This window comes from Algoriphagus yeomjeoni, from assembly GCF_003259505.1.
GTDB lineage: Bacteria > Bacteroidota > Bacteroidia > Cytophagales > Cyclobacteriaceae > Algoriphagus > Algoriphagus yeomjeoni.
The window spans coordinates 275965-290416 of the sequence record NZ_QLLK01000006.1 but is presented as its reverse complement, the minus strand read 5'-3'; the positions used below and the strand labels follow the sequence as shown (position 1 = coordinate 290416).

Annotated in this window: 12 protein-coding genes; 6 read left to right on the top strand and 6 right to left on the bottom strand. The window is 39.8% G+C overall.

Features of this window, described 5'->3' with window-relative positions; translation table 11 throughout:
- Window positions 1-34 precede the first annotated feature (34 nt).
- Window positions 35-214: a histone H1 gene (locus LV83_RS12350; RefSeq protein WP_111611834.1), complete on the bottom strand. Its 180-nt coding sequence runs from the start codon at window positions 212-214 to the stop codon at window positions 35-37.
- A 246-nt stretch (window positions 215-460) separates the two neighbouring features.
- Window positions 461-1561 carry a Gfo/Idh/MocA family protein gene (locus tag LV83_RS12345; RefSeq protein ID WP_111611833.1) on the bottom strand — a complete coding sequence of 367 codons (1101 nt, stop codon included), beginning with the start codon at window positions 1559-1561 and terminating at the stop codon, window positions 461-463.
- Window positions 1562-1681: 120 nt separating this feature from the next.
- On the opposite strand from LV83_RS12345, the gene LV83_RS12340 reads away from it, so the two are divergent.
- Complete coding sequence (locus tag LV83_RS12340; protein WP_111611832.1) at window positions 1682-2140, top strand: GlcG/HbpS family heme-binding protein; 459 nt, start codon at window positions 1682-1684, stop codon at window positions 2138-2140.
- A 113-nt stretch (window positions 2141-2253) separates the two neighbouring features.
- Here the strand turns inward: LV83_RS12340 and LV83_RS12335 are convergent, their stop codons facing one another.
- The 3 genes from LV83_RS12335 to LV83_RS12325 all read right to left on the bottom strand — a co-directional run bounded on the left by LV83_RS12335 (window position 2254) and on the right by LV83_RS12325 (window position 3337).
- Entirely contained in the window at window positions 2254-2481 is a 228-nt protein-coding gene (locus LV83_RS12335; RefSeq protein ID WP_111611916.1) for a hypothetical protein, read from the bottom strand.
- Between the two features lie 103 nt (window positions 2482-2584).
- Window positions 2585-2962: a DUF4174 domain-containing protein gene (locus LV83_RS12330; protein WP_158530564.1), complete on the bottom strand. Its 378-nt coding sequence runs from the start codon at window positions 2960-2962 to the stop codon at window positions 2585-2587.
- 81 nt (window positions 2963-3043) lie between these two features.
- A complete protein-coding gene (locus tag LV83_RS12325; RefSeq protein ID WP_111611830.1) occupies window positions 3044-3337 on the bottom strand; it encodes a hypothetical protein in 294 nt (97 codons plus the stop codon).
- A 555-nt stretch (window positions 3338-3892) separates the two neighbouring features.
- Here LV83_RS12325 and LV83_RS12320 point away from each other — a divergent pair.
- A complete protein-coding gene (locus LV83_RS12320; protein ID WP_245947044.1) occupies window positions 3893-4831 on the top strand; it encodes a serine hydrolase in 939 nt (312 codons plus the stop codon).
- Here the strand turns inward: LV83_RS12320 and LV83_RS12315 are convergent.
- Complete coding sequence (locus LV83_RS12315) at window positions 4828-5448, bottom strand: HD domain-containing protein (RefSeq protein ID WP_158530562.1); 621 nt, start codon at window positions 5446-5448, stop codon at window positions 4828-4830. The two genes, LV83_RS12320 and LV83_RS12315, sit on opposite strands and share 4 nt — an antisense overlap.
- A 405-nt stretch (window positions 5449-5853) precedes the next feature.
- Here LV83_RS12315 and LV83_RS12310 point away from each other — a divergent pair, with 405 nt between their 5' ends.
- From LV83_RS12310 to LV83_RS12295, 4 genes are all read left to right on the top strand, one after another.
- Window positions 5854-8094: a sodium-translocating pyrophosphatase gene (locus LV83_RS12310; protein ID WP_111611828.1), complete on the top strand. Its 2241-nt coding sequence runs from the start codon at window positions 5854-5856 to the stop codon at window positions 8092-8094.
- 452 nt (window positions 8095-8546) lie between these two features.
- On the top strand, window positions 8547-11633 hold the full coding sequence (locus LV83_RS12305) for a SusC/RagA family TonB-linked outer membrane protein (RefSeq protein WP_111611827.1): 3087 nt from the start codon (window positions 8547-8549) through the stop codon (window positions 11631-11633).
- 19 nt (window positions 11634-11652) lie between these two features.
- On the top strand, window positions 11653-13065 hold the full coding sequence (locus LV83_RS12300) for a SusD/RagB family nutrient-binding outer membrane lipoprotein (RefSeq protein ID WP_111611826.1): 1413 nt from the start codon (window positions 11653-11655) through the stop codon (window positions 13063-13065).
- A gap of 79 nt (window positions 13066-13144) precedes the next feature.
- Window positions 13145-14452, top strand: a complete 1308-nt coding sequence (locus tag LV83_RS12295; RefSeq protein ID WP_111611825.1) for a D-alanyl-D-alanine carboxypeptidase — start codon at window positions 13145-13147, stop codon at window positions 14450-14452.

Here is a 14452-nt window from a genome sequence, read left to right as displayed (position 1 = left end):
CTCCCGGGGCTTTTATCTTGAGACACTAAAATGATTATTTAGCGGAATTTTTCATTGCTGTCACTTCAGCTCTGATTTCTTGCGCAAGATTTTTAAGTGCCTGCATGCCAGTTCTTACTCTAGTACCTGCAGCCTTGTTGCCATTTTCGTAGAATTTTGCAAAGTCTGCTTCTAAAGAATCGACCAAATCTTTAACTTCTTGGTGTTTGCTCATAATCGTTTTATTGGTTGGTTATAAAATGTAATTAGACACAATAAACATCATTTATAGTGCCATTAGAAGTGTTTGAGTGTTTATTTTTAATTTTTAGTGCAGAAAAATGGCCTTTGCATTAAAACCTTCATTTTATTCAATTTTCGGCAACATTATATGCAATAAATTAAGTAAAATATCTTAGATGGAAATTGACAAATCACCTCTATTTGAACTAGAGATTCCCCAAAGTGTATTTCTAGACACTTAAATCATCACTTTTTTGCCTTTTTCGGCAGACTCAAGGATGGCTTGAACGATACGAATATCTCTCAGTCCTTCTTCGCCAGGGACAGCTTGAGGTTTGCCATCCATAATAGTTTGGGCATCATTGTCCATCTGCCATACTTGCTCCATAGGTTGCTGAAACGGGAAATTTATTTCTCCTAAAGGACTTTTCCCTTTATTACCCGCATAAGCAGAAAAAGGCTCCATTTCTATCATCCCCTTTTCGCATTTGATATTCAGGAAATTCATATTGCCTCCGAAAGAAGTTTTGATCGTACCAATAACCCCACCTGGAAATTCTAATTCTGCTTCAACAATTTCACCCAAACCATCTTTATAAATTTCCGGTCTCTCAGTCCAGACCTTAGCCGAGTTCACTGCTATAGGCTCCATTCCTGTTCCAAGTCTTGCACCCTGAATAGAATATACACCCATATCATAAATCACTCCTCCACCCATTTCACGCTTTTGCTTCCAGTGATCTGTGCGGTTTTCGCGATATCCAGCAGCACAATCCAGGCCTAGGACATTACCCAAACTTTTTTCTTGCACTATTTTTTGAAATGCCTGCGTGTTCGGCTCATGCTGACAGCGATAACCAATGGATAAGGAGACGTTGGCTTTCTTGCAAGCATCTATCATAGCTTGACACTCCTCCACCGTCATGGCCATTGGTTTTTCACACCAAACATGTTTGCCTGCTTTTGCCGCTCTTATGACATACTCCATGTGCATGGATGGAGGCAAAACAATGTAAATGACATCAATATCCGGGTTGTCTGCAATCGTATCGAATGTCTCATAATTGTAGATATTCTTATCCGGGATTTTATGCTTCTCTTTCCAAATTGCGGCTTTGGATGGAGTTCCTGTCACGATACCAGCCAAGTGGCATTTTTGGGTTTTTTGCAATGCTGGAGCTAGCAAATCCGTACTATAATAGCCAAGTCCAACCAAGGCTACGCCGAGATTGTCTTTGGCTGGCCTAGTAGATGAAAATACATTGAAAGGTGATATCAAGCTTACTCCTGCTCCTAGAGCAAGAGACTTTAAGGTGTTTCTCCTAGAGATAGGGTTCATAGGTTTTTGGGATTTAGGTTTTTAACGTAATATGCTTATCAAGATACTGTTTTCATATTTACCTCCAAAAAAATCTTAAATTCAGACATAGTTTTAATTCCACCATAACCCAACCCACCTATGAAAAAGCTAATTATTCTAATTCTATTATTTTTCCCATTGTTTATCCATGCTCAGACAAACTTGCAACCTTACTTAACGCTTGAGGATGCAACAAGAATTTCAAATGCAGCGGAAGCTAAATCGAAAGCTGAAGGTTGGAATATGGTGATCGTGATCCTAGATGCTGGAGGCCATATGATTTCTCTTCGCAAAATGGATGGGGTTCAAATAGGTAGCATTGATGTAGCCCTTGGTAAGGCTAAAACTGCTGTTTATTTCAAACGTCCTACAAAAGTATTTGAAGATATGATGAAAACAGAAGGAGGTGGTAGAATAGCGACTCTCCCAAATGCCGTCGCTATCGAAGGCGGTCTTCCAATTGTTAAAGACGGTGTCGTCGTTGGAGCAATTGGGATTTCAGGCGCCAGCTCTGCCCAAGATGGAATTGTCGCCGCTGCTGGGATAGCTGTATATTGAGCAGCAACTCTTTAAATTAAAAAGCCTCCGGCTCATTTAGATTAATGAACCGGAGGCTTTTGAGCTTATTTAAAAAACTCATTCCACCTCGTCAGAACTGGGATAAACACCTGTTAGTCCTTCATACTTGAAATAAACGAACTCACTTTTGAAGTACAGCAAGATTCACATAAACCTACCTTTTCTTTAATGGCCAATGCTTTACGCAGTGCTTCTTTGCCTGTATTGAATGGGCCCAGATAATCCCGGTCATAAGCGCTCGGAATATGCTCACACTCGCGATCGTGGACTTCATGAATACCATTTTCGTTTGGATTGGAAGAAAGGTAAAAGAATTTCATAGGTTTAGTAATAAGATTTTCGCTTCTCAAAAATACCAACTGTACTAAAGCCAAAAAATACCCTATACAGGGTATTTTTTGTGTAAAAACTAAAAAAAATCACCTATTTCAGAGTATTAAAACTTTTAATTTCAGATTTCCGCATCGGCATTTGATCTATTAATTGATAGATATGCTTCAAGGAAAAATCTTGCCTGCTTCCTGAAGCCTTTACACCGCCATCCAGTCCGATCAAAACCCATTCAGGATTTTGGTTATTGCGAGAAAGAACATTGAGAAATCCAGAAGGATCGACTTCGTCCTGCTCCGTATTTTTAATGTACTCACTGTGTTCAAACTCAACGAACAATAGCTTTCTCTCCTCTATGCTTTTAGCTTTTCCTTCCAAAATTGAATCGAGCTTCATGTTATCAAAATTTGTGATAACGATTCGGTTTTCCCATTTATAGTCTTCAATAGTCTTGATAGCGTTAGGGAACATAAAAAAAAGAGTTAAAAGTAGTATAAGAGATTTCATATACTGGTAACCTCCACTCTTTCAATTGGTTTTGTTAATCTGCCATTATTTTAAAAAACGACTTAACAACTCCTCCCACTCTTGTTCTAGCGATAAATCTGGTTTAACCTCCCCAGCTCTTCTATACCAATAGTCTGCATTCCATTGATCTCCTTCTTTTCTGTGTAAATAAGCATGAATTCTTGCGGCAGGCTGGCCATCCAGACTATCCACCTGCTCATGCGCTTTTGCCCAATCTCCATTCCCATCGTACCAAAGCGCTTTGAGCATAGGACTGTACTCTTTGACCGCATCTTTTGAGTTCAAAAAATCATCAATAATATTCTTATCTAGTCGCATACCTTTTATTATTTCTTCTCAAAGAAAAGAAGCTAAAGTATAAATCCGTTACTCTTCCGTGATTTTTTTGTGATACACTAAAGGCAATTTTGGATAAATCTAAACCTCAAAATTAGGAAAATGCAGACACCTAAAAATTATATATGATTTTCCGCAATGATGCCAGTCCCTTTAGATTCTTTGCTTGGTTGACTGGAAGACCCCTGCCCGAACTGCAGGCGGGGATGACCGAAGACCGAAGCGGCCTCAAAGCGAGAGTTTACCATTAATTAAGTCGCTTTTACCTATATATTGGTAACAAAGCGTACACATATAAAATTATAATTATTGCAAACCTCTCTTTGCAAACTTGTAAAACTCGTACTTAAAATTTCTGTCAAAAAGTAGCCCTTGACTAGTATTAATCCACTTTTTCATCTGCATGATAATCATACCTCTAGGAAACTAGTTCAACTTCCTTTTGCACCTCAAAATGCTGAAAACTTCAAATTCAAAACAGCATTTCCTTGCGATTGGCAATCAGAAATTCACATATTTAAAGCCTAAACGCTACCAATGATGAAATTTATACGAGGGATTGTTTTATTGATTTTTTATTTACTCTGCTGCAATACCATACTCGCTCAGGTGAATATTGATAAAAATTTAGAGTCTTCAATAAGAGCGCTCACAGATTCATTTAAAGGCGATGTGGGGATTTACATCCAAAACCTAAAAACAGGAGCTACGGTGGAGATCAATTCAGATACGATTTATCCCACTGCCAGCATCGTTAAAATCCCGATTCTTCTAGGCCTCTTTGATAAAATCGAAAAAGGGGAAATCAGCTATAGAGAACCATTGATTTATCGGGATTCTATTAAGTATGGAGGATCGGGGGTTATGCAGTTTTTTAAGGACTCTACGCAGACAGATCTTAGCACTTTGATAGCACTTATGCTGAGTTACTCAGATAATACCACCTCGCTTTGGAACCAAGCGCTAGCTGGTGGAGGTGCGGAAATTAACGAACTGATGGCTACGCTTGGCTACGAAAATACCCGAGTGAATAGCCGAACCCTTGGCAGAGAAAGTATCTGGGAAAAATATGGCTGGGGCCAAACCACACCTAAAGAGATGGCAGATATTCTTATCAAATTAAATAATCGAGAATTGATAAGTAAGGCAGCATCCGAACAAATGTATCGACTGCTTTCAAACACATTTTATACAGATTATGCAGTGTCCGGGATTCCTGCAGGAGTAAATGTCGCCAGTAAACAAGGAATGGTCAATGCTTCTAGATCGGAAGTGTTTTTGGTCAATTCACCTCAAGGGGATTATGTATGCGCAATTTTCACGAATAACAATGAAGATAAAAGTTGGGGACATGAAAATGAAGCCTGGGTAATGACGCGAAAAATATCAAATCTGCTCTGGAATCATTTTAACCCAGATCAGCTCTATCATCAACCGGAGGGTATAAATAAATACTTGGAAGGACTTACCTACTAAGAGGATTTTACCGCAGCTTTTGCTAGTTCTTCAATTTTGGATCTGAGAAATTTAAGATTCTCAATCTTGCCAGGACGAAAAAATTTAACTGCATAGTCTGTGTGGTAGTGATGACCTTCCAAGAATTTCTCACTACTTCTCAACCAATCTAACAACTCAAGAGGCTCTCCATTTAGTTGTTCGCTTTCTTTCTTTAATAGTAAGGTTTGAGCATAAAATTGATCAGAACTCAAATGATATAAATCAGCATCGCAAATAATAGAATCCATCAGATTCTTGGGCTTTTGAGGAACTTTAGTAGCAAGTATAGCTTGACAAATGACTTTTATTCTCCTTGCGGGAACATTATAGTTCTTCAAAAACTCTTTGGCAAACTCTGCTCCTCTTTTCTCATGATCCAGAGCTACTCCTTTCCAATAGCCAACATCATGCAGCCAGCCTGAAAAAAACAAGTCTTCCAATTCACTTTTATCCAAATTATAAAACTCTCCTATCTCTTTGACCTTGGAAACTATCGACAAGGTGTGATCCAAATTATGGTAACAAACCTCAGGAATTAATCGCTCGGCAAACAATCTTCTAATGTCCTGTTCAAAAGTTTTGAGATGTATGTCCACTGGCTCTAATCTTATTTTTGATAACTTAAAGAAAACTAATTTACTATTAATATTGATTTCACAAGCTTTAAATAATTGAATAGTAGATATTTAAACTATTTAATACCGTTAAATAGGCAAATCAATACATTTAATTTCAGCAGATTTTACTTTTATTACCCAGTATTGCTTGCCAAAAAAAATTAAAGATTTGGACTTTTCACTCTCTTTTCAATTTTACACATATTCTATAATTCCCCGCATTTTTCATCACTAAACATGGCTAAACCACAAATTCTTTGCTTAATCATCAATAAATTCTTCTAAAACAGCAATTTAAGCTATAATAATCTGCAATTGGTCGGTAATTGAGAAGTTATATATTTGCTCAATTATCATTCTCAAAATAACTGTAAGAATTACTTTATGGAACAAGCTTTAATTTATGTAGTCCCTGCGTTGGGACTGGTGGGCCTGATTGTGATGGCCATTAAATCTGCTTGGGTTACTAAGCAGGAAACTGGTGACAAGAATATGATGGAGCTTGCTGGATATATTGCAGACGGAGCCATGGCATTCTTAAAGGCTGAATGGAAAGTCCTTTCCTATTTTGCTGTCATTGCAGTAATACTTTTAGCATGGTCAGGTACGGCTGTGGAGACGTCTAGTCCAGTTATCGCCATTTCCTTCCTGATTGGCGCTGTTTTTTCAGCTTTCGCTGGATATATAGGAATGAATATCGCTACTAAAGCGAATGTACGTACTACTCAAGCCGCAAGAACCAGCTTAAAGCATGCACTTAAAGTATCCTTTACGGGCGGTTCTGTCATGGGACTTGGAGTAGCTGGATTAGCGGTTTTGGGCCTGGGTTCACTCTTTATTTTATTCTATCACTTATATGTACAAAGTGTAGGTGCAGGAGTGAATGGTTTAGAAATGGAAAAAGCACTTGAAGTACTAGCAGGATTCTCATTAGGAGCGGAATCAATAGCTCTTTTTGCAAGAGTAGGTGGCGGAATCTATACCAAAGCTGCTGACGTTGGAGCTGATTTGGTAGGAAAAGTAGAAGCAGGAATTCCTGAGGATGACGTAAGAAACCCTGCCACTATTGCTGATAACGTAGGCGACAACGTAGGTGACGTGGCTGGAATGGGAGCTGATTTGTTTGGCTCTTATGTAGCTACAATTCTAGCGACTATGGTCTTGGGACGTGAAATTGTTTCAATTGATAATTTTGGAGGCATTGCCCCTATCCTACTTCCAATGGTTTTGGCAGGATTGGGAATCGTTTTCTCAATCTTGGGAATGTTCTTCGTGACAATCAAAAATGACAAAGGTGACGTGCAGCATGCGTTGAATATGGGTAACTGGTCTTCTATTGTATTTACAGGAATTGCTTCATTCTTTGTTGTCAAATACATGCTTCCAGAGACTCTTTCTATTCGTGGATACGACTTCACGAATATGGATGTATTCTATGCAATTATTTTAGGTCTACTAGTCGGGACCTTGATGAGTATCATCACCGAGTATTATACTGCTATGGGCAAGCGTCCTGTGAAATCAATTATAGATCAATCTGCAACCGGTCACGCAACAAATATTATTGCTGGATTAGCTGTAGGCATGGAGTCCACAGTCCTACCTATCCTTGTTTTGGCTGGCGGCATCATGGGCTCATATGCCTTTGCTGGGCTTTATGGTGTGGCAATTGCGGCAGCTGGCATGATGGCAACTACCGCAATGCAACTTGCGATTGATGCTTTTGGTCCAATTGCTGATAATGCCGGAGGGATTGCAGAGATGAGCCAACTCCCTGAGGAAGTTAGAGAGCGCACAGATATCCTGGATGCAGTTGGTAACACTACTGCAGCTTCAGGCAAAGGATTTGCAATTGCTTCAGCTGCCTTGACTTCACTTGCTCTATTCGCTGCCTTTGTGGGAGTAGCAGGAATTGATGCAATTGATATTTTCAAAGCACCAGTATTGGCTGCATTATTCGTAGGCGGTATGATTCCATTCATTTTCTCATCGCTGGCTATCGCAGCAGTGGGCCGGGCAGCCATGGACATGGTGAATGAAGTAAGACGTCAGTTTAGAGAGATTCCTGGTATAATGGAATACAAAGCTAAGCCCGAGTACGACAAGTGCGTGGAGATCTCTACTAAGGCATCGCTAAGAGAAATGTTACTACCCGGTGCCATCGCATTGATCACGCCTATCCTCGTTGGCTTTGGTTTCAAAGACGTTTTCGAGCAGGTGTCCTCAGCAGAAATGCTCGGAGGGCTACTTGCTGGTGTGACCGTCTCAGGAGTTCTGATGGGTATGTTCCAATCCAATGCAGGAGGAGCTTGGGATAATGCTAAAAAGTCCTTTGAAAAAGGAGTGGAGATCAATGGAGAAATGTACTACAAAAAGTCCGAGCCTCACAAAGCTTCTGTGACGGGTGATACCGTAGGCGATCCCTTCAAGGATACTTCAGGACCTTCCATGAACATCCTGATCAAATTGATGTCAATTGTCGCTTTGGTCATTGCACCACATATCAGCCAAAGTCCACATTCTGGAGCTATGTCTGATAAAGTTGAAATCAAAAAAGAAATCAACTATGAAGATGGAAAGAAAGTAGTCACAGAAACCATCAAGCAAATAAAGACGGTGGATTAAACACCACACTTTTAAAAGATACCTGAAAGGCTGCCTTAACTGAGGCAGTCTTTTTTTATGCCTATGAATAAAGGAGTTAGCATTGAATTGCTTGAATACAAAATTTAATACAGCATAAACAAGCAAAAGCAAATATTATTGAAGTCGAAAGAAATTATTAACAAATTGATGAAAATCAGTGCGGAAAAATTGAAATAAATAATCTATTATCCGTAATTTATGCAACGATGGTAGTGAAAGGCCTACTAAACTGTTCGATTTTAGTGCAATATCGCAAAAGTGGTTAAAATGAAGAGTTATGGTTGCATAGCATTTAAAGCACTATAAATCAATAATATATAATCTAATCTGCCAAATATTGAATATTTCCTTTGCTTTTTACTCTGAAAAAAAATGCAAGGAACTGCAAGAATTTAAAGCAAAACCAATTTTAATCTATAAACAAAAAACAAATGAAGAAAAACTACGCAATGACCTTGCTTTTTCTTTTGGGGTTTCTGGCGAGTATACCACTCTATGCCCAGCAAACGGTAAAAGGAAAAGTAACAGCTCAGGAAGATGGCGAGCCACTTCCAGGAGCTAGTATTTTGATCCAAGGTACCAATACAGGTGCTGTAACAGACCTCGATGGTAATTATACCATAGATGTCCCGAATGCAGATGCCATATTGGTTTTCTCTTTTATAGGCTTTGATTCAAAAAGTCTAACTGTAGGTTCACAATCAACTATAAATGTTGCATTAGCAACTTCTGCTTCTGATCTGGATGAATTTATTGTTACAGCTTTTGGTATTTCCCAAGAGAAAAAATCATTGGGCTATGCAGCTCAAAGTATCGATTCTGAAGCAATCACAACTTCCAAGCAACCTAATATAGTTAATGCCTTGCAAGGGCAGGTTGCTGGCGTGCAAGTAACCAACTCTGGTGGAGCTCCAGGTCAGTCAGCTAGAATTATCATTCGAGGTATAAACTCGCTGGATCCAAGCGCAGATAACCAACCACTGTTCGTAGTAGATGGTGTTCCTGTAGATAACTCTACTGTAGAATCTAGTGGTACCCCTAGAGGTATGACCAATAGAATTGCTGATATCAACCCAAATGATATCGAGACTATGTCTGTGCTAAAGGGTGCGGCAGCGACAGCTTTATACGGTGTGCGTGCTGCAAACGGTGCAGTAATCATTACCACCAAAAAAGGTAAAGTCGGTCAAGTTCAAGTAAATGTATCAAGCTCATTCGGAGTGGATGAATTAGTTAAAAAGCCGGCACTTCAAGACCAATACGGTCAGGGATTCAGTGGGGAAAGAGATGATTCTAGCTTCTGGCCTTCATGGGGAGCAAATATCGCCGATGAAAACGACCCAAACTATGTTTATCAGGACAATTGGACCAATGCATTCAACACGGGAACTACCATTGACAATAGCGTCAGTATTTCTGGTGGCAACGAAAAAGCTACTTTTTATGGATCTTTTGGCCGACTAGACCAAGAGGGTATTATCCCTTTTTCTACTTGGGGTAGAACGACAGCCAAACTTTCGGGTACTGTAAAAATGAGTGAGAAGTTTAATTTCTCTGGTTCTGTGAACTACTCAAATTCAGGTGGAAATAGAGTGCCTCACGATAGATTTCTTGAAAGAATGATGTATTGGTCGGAGACAACAGATGTAACAGACTATATCAACGAAGATGGTACCATGAAGACATATGGTAATACCAACCCAATCTATGATGCACGATTTGCAACCTATGAGGATGATGTAAATAGGGTGATAGGAAATATTAACCTGAATTACAGCCCTACTGACTGGTTAATGTTCTCATATAGACTAGGAACTGATTTTTATGCAGACAGTCGTACAGAAATCACTCCTGGTCCAATGGGCATCGATGGTGAACTAGCTTTAAGCTCTACTGGAAATATGGAAGAAACCCGAATTAACAGTAAAGACTTAAATTCCAATTTCTACATTACTTTAAAAAAACAATGGAACAGCGATTGGAATACGCAATTGAGATTAGGTAATGATGTATTCCAAAGAAGGTATGACAGAGTATCAGCATCAGGCTCAAACTTTGTAATCCCTGGATTCTACAACCTCAGCAATACTACTCAAATATTTGCAAGTCAGGGCAAAAGCATTAGAAGACTGGTAGGCTTCTATGGTGATTTAATGGTCGATTATAAAAACTTCTTATTTTTAAACATTACCGGCAGAAATGACATCTCCTCTACCCTGCCCAAGGAAAATAACTCCTTCTTTTATCCATCAGTAAACTTAGGATATGTGTTTAGTGAGAACCTGGATTTACCTTCCTGGTTTACTTTTGGAAAACTGAGAGCTTCTTGGGCACAAGTAGGTAAAGATACTAACCCTCATATCTTGGGAGCAACATTTGTATCACCATCTATTTTCCCATTGAATGGACAGGTTGGTTTCTCTAAAAACTCTGTATTTGGTGATCCAGCTCTTAAGCCTGAGAGTACAACTTCTGTAGAATTTGGTACTCAATTGGCCTTCTTTAATAATAGATTGAATTTGGACGTGACTTATTACAAGTCAAATGCTGCGGATCAGATCATCCCAGTTCCGATTTCAGATGCAACTGGTTTCTCTTCTTATATCACCAATGCAGGTGAAATCGAAAATAGAGGATTTGAAATCGTACTTGGAGGCTCTCCTATTGAAACTGCAGATTTCAAATGGGATGTTACTGCCAACCTCACAACCAATACGAATGAAGTAAAATCAATCCGTGAAGGAATTGATCAAATCGTAGTGGGTAGCCAATTCGGATATGCAGGATCTACAGTTACAATGATTTTAAGAGAAGGAGAAGCATATGGAAATATATCCGGGAGCTATTATATCAGACCTGGCATAGCTGAAGGAGCAACTGAATTGGATAGAGGGCTAACCCAACAAATTGGTGCTAATGGATTCCCAGTAAGAACAGGCAATCAGATCATCCTTGGTAATGCTGTTCCAAAATTCTTTGGTGGTTTGAGAAATCAATTCACATACAAGGGTCTTGAACTTTCTTTCCTTGTCGATTTCAGAGCAGGATTAGAGCAATATGACCAGTTTGGCAACTTCCTATCTGCATTTGGTAAGCAGGAAGATTCCAATAGAAGAAATGACACCGTGGTATTCCCTGGAGTACTTGCTGATGGATCACAAAACACCAAAGAAGTTTGGCTTGGTCAAGGAATTGGTCCTGACGGAGTAAATTATGGAGCTGGCTACTGGAGAAACTACTACAGAGGTGTTTCTGAAAACTTCGTGAATGATGCAAGCTTCATCAAGCTAAGAAACATCACCTTAGCCTACAGCTTACAGCCAGAGGTATTGGACAAAACTCCATTTAGATCTGCCAGAATTTCTCTAGCCGCGAATAATATCATCCTATCAACCCCTTGGGATGGGTTTGACCCAGAGTCCTTCTCTGCTGGAGCAGGTGGAAATGCAATAGGATTCACTGGGCTAGGTTTCCCAGGTGTACAGAGCTATTTCGTCACTTTGAATTTAGGTCTATAACCACTAAACCAACAGAAATATGAAATTCAATAATAAAATAAAAGCAGTTTTGGGAACATCCATGATTCTTACAGCCTCGGCTTGTGATTCATATTTGGATGTCAATGAGAACCCAAACAATCCGCAGGATGCTCCTATCTCTGGTCTGATGACCAACATTACCTACGAGACTAGCTTGAATGTCTATAGAGAAGGTAGCGCCGTTAGCAATTATGTACAATACTTGGCATCCCCGAACCCAGCAAGTGGCTCTGATACCATGGATCCGCTTAACTTCAGCAGTATGTGGTTCAGTCTATATAATGTAATGACTGACCTTTATACCATGAATGAGAAAGCTGAGGCTGAAGGTGCATTTCAATACCTGGGAGCTGGCCAGGTATTAATGGCTATGAACCTTGGAATGACAGTTGACCTTTTTGGTGATGTGCCATTTTCTGAAAGTTTCAACTTTAGCACTGTAACACCAGCATATGACGATGATCAGGTACTTTACGGTAATGTCATGAGTCTACTAGATCAAGGAATCTCTAATTTGAACAGGGAGTCTAGTTCTTCAATTGGAAATGACGATTTCATTTATGGTGGAGATATAGATTTATGGCTGAAGTTTGCTTACACGCTAAAAGCTCGCTACATGATCCATATGAAAGGATCATCAGGATACAGTGCTTCAGAGGTACTTGCTGCAGCAGCAAATGGATTCGATTCAAATGCTGATAATGCCTCAGTTACGTTCTTTGAGCAGCGTTTCAACCCATGGGCTCAGGATGCAATTAACAATGCAAACTTGCTATTGACAGGCTGGATTTCAGAGCAATTTATAGAAGCATTGGATGGTACTTCTTATCCTACCGTAGATCCTAGATTGAAGCTGATGGTGGGAACTACAGATGATGGAGAGTTCATTGGTACTGTAAATGGTGCTGGTCGTGGAAATGCTCCTGAACAAGGTGCCCGCTCTACGTTGGTAGAAGGTCAATATTACACTTCTAGACAAGCTCCTTTATTAATTGCCACCTATGCAGAGTTAAAATTCATAGAAGCAGAAGCAGCATTTGATACCGATAAAGCTGCAGCATACGCTGCCTACCTAGAAGGAATAAATGCACATATGGATATGCTAAGTGTTCCCGCAGCTGAGAAAGCAGCATACCTTGCAGATGCAAGTGTGAGTATGGGTGCTAATGCCTTGACTTTGGCAGATATTTTCAAGGAAAAATACGTAGCACTATTCCTTCATCCTGAAACTTGGAATGATGCCAGAAGATTTAATTATGCCTACAAGGACATGACGCTTCCAGAAAACTTAAATCCGGATTTAGGTAATGAATATATTAGAAGATTGGCTTACCCAGACAGTGAAATAAGCAGAAATGGATCTAACGTCCCTTCGGTTTCACTTCTCGACAGAATCTGGTGGGACCAATAAATCCTTAACCCTAATACTAAGTCTCCTATCGTAAGATGGGAGACTTTTTTATTTAACTTAAGAGCACAACGCACTACACATGAAAAACCTATTAATCGCCGTATTGATACTACTGAGCTCCTGCACAGTTCAGCGAATCAATAAGTCTCTAACCAAATCTGACATCTTCAATCAAGGCCATTTGGGCTTTATGCTTGTTGACCCTGTGAAGGACAAAGTACTTGTGGACATTAATTCAGATAAGTATTTTATCCCGGCATCTAATACCAAGCTTTTCACTTTTTACACTTCCTATACCATTTTGGGAGATAGTTTGGTAAATGGCCTAAACTATCTGGAAAAAGCTGATTCTCTCATATTCTGGGGAACAGGCGACCCAAGTTTGCTTCATCCGGATTTAAAAAACACCAAGGCAGTTGAGTTTCTCAAAGCACAAACTAAACCTCTGTACCTCTTAGACAACTTTGATCAGGTCTCAGCATTCGGATCAGGCTGGTCATGGGACTGGTACAATGCCTACTATGCAGCTGAGCGCGCTGCGATGCCGGTTTATGGAGATATTGTGCGCTTCGCTAAAGATGAAGGAGACAGCACCTTCACTATTTATCCGCCACGATTTGAATCTTCTTTGCAGCTTGTTGAGCCTAGAGGTAGTTCAAGCTCTAGCTTCCGCCGAGATCATCTAGAAAACAAGTTTTCCTACTTTGTGACTGCTGATGCTAAAGACAAAAGATTTGAAACCGATATTCCTTTTATTACCTCAGCAGATTTTGCAGCTCAATTACTTTCTGAAGAAGTTGGAAAAAAGATAACGGTCATTACTAACACCAACTACGTTTCCGAAGAACCGAAGAAGTTACTCACCGCAGCAGCAGATAGTATCTATTCCCAGATGATGAAAATCTCTGACAATTTCTTAGCTGAGCAGCTTTTGCTTTTAGTATCAGATCAATTGGACAACAAACTGAGTACTTCAGATGCCATTGCTTACGCAAAAGAAAACCTGTTAGCTGACTTGCCGGATGAGCCTATTTGGGTGGACGGATCTGGTCTTTCTTCCAAAAACATGTTTACTCCTAGAAGTATCATAGCCTTATTGGGAAAAATACGGGCAGAAGTGCCTATGGATAAAATAAAGGCTTACTTCCCAGCAGGCGGAGAATCAGGCACAATCAGAAACTGGTATCCATCTGATGAAGGACAGCCACCTTATATCTATGCGAAAACCGGCACACTCTCCATGAGTAATGCACTCAGTGGCTATCTGATCACCAAAAGTGGAAAGATCCTACACTTCTCCTGCCTGATGAATAACTATGCTATTTCTGGCAATGAGTTAAAAACCGAGCTGACCAAGGTGCTTTACTACATCCATGATACGTATTGA

Coding starts and splice junctions, on each gene's coding strand:
- LV83_RS12330 (WP_158530564.1), bottom strand. CDS start 2,962: ATGTTCCCTAACGCTATCAAGACTATTGAAGACTATAAATGGGAAAAC.
- LV83_RS12320 (WP_245947044.1), top strand. CDS start 3,893: ATGATGAAATTTATACGAGGGATTGTTTTATTGATTTTTTATTTACTC.
- LV83_RS12340 (WP_111611832.1), top strand. CDS start 1,682: ATGAAAAAGCTAATTATTCTAATTCTATTATTTTTCCCATTGTTTATC.
- LV83_RS12300 (WP_111611826.1), top strand. CDS start 11,653: ATGAAATTCAATAATAAAATAAAAGCAGTTTTGGGAACATCCATGATT.
- LV83_RS12335 (WP_111611916.1), bottom strand. CDS start 2,481: ATGAAATTCTTTTACCTTTCTTCCAATCCAAACGAAAATGGTATTCAT.
- LV83_RS12345 (WP_111611833.1), bottom strand. CDS start 1,561: ATGAACCCTATCTCTAGGAGAAACACCTTAAAGTCTCTTGCTCTAGGA.
- LV83_RS12350 (WP_111611834.1), bottom strand. CDS start 214: ATGAGCAAACACCAAGAAGTTAAAGATTTGGTCGATTCTTTAGAAGCA.
- LV83_RS12310 (WP_111611828.1), top strand. CDS start 5,854: ATGGAACAAGCTTTAATTTATGTAGTCCCTGCGTTGGGACTGGTGGGC.
- LV83_RS12325 (WP_111611830.1), bottom strand. CDS start 3,337: ATGCGACTAGATAAGAATATTATTGATGATTTTTTGAACTCAAAAGAT.
- LV83_RS12305 (WP_111611827.1), top strand. CDS start 8,547: ATGAAGAAAAACTACGCAATGACCTTGCTTTTTCTTTTGGGGTTTCTG.
- LV83_RS12295 (WP_111611825.1), top strand. CDS start 13,145: ATGAAAAACCTATTAATCGCCGTATTGATACTACTGAGCTCCTGCACA.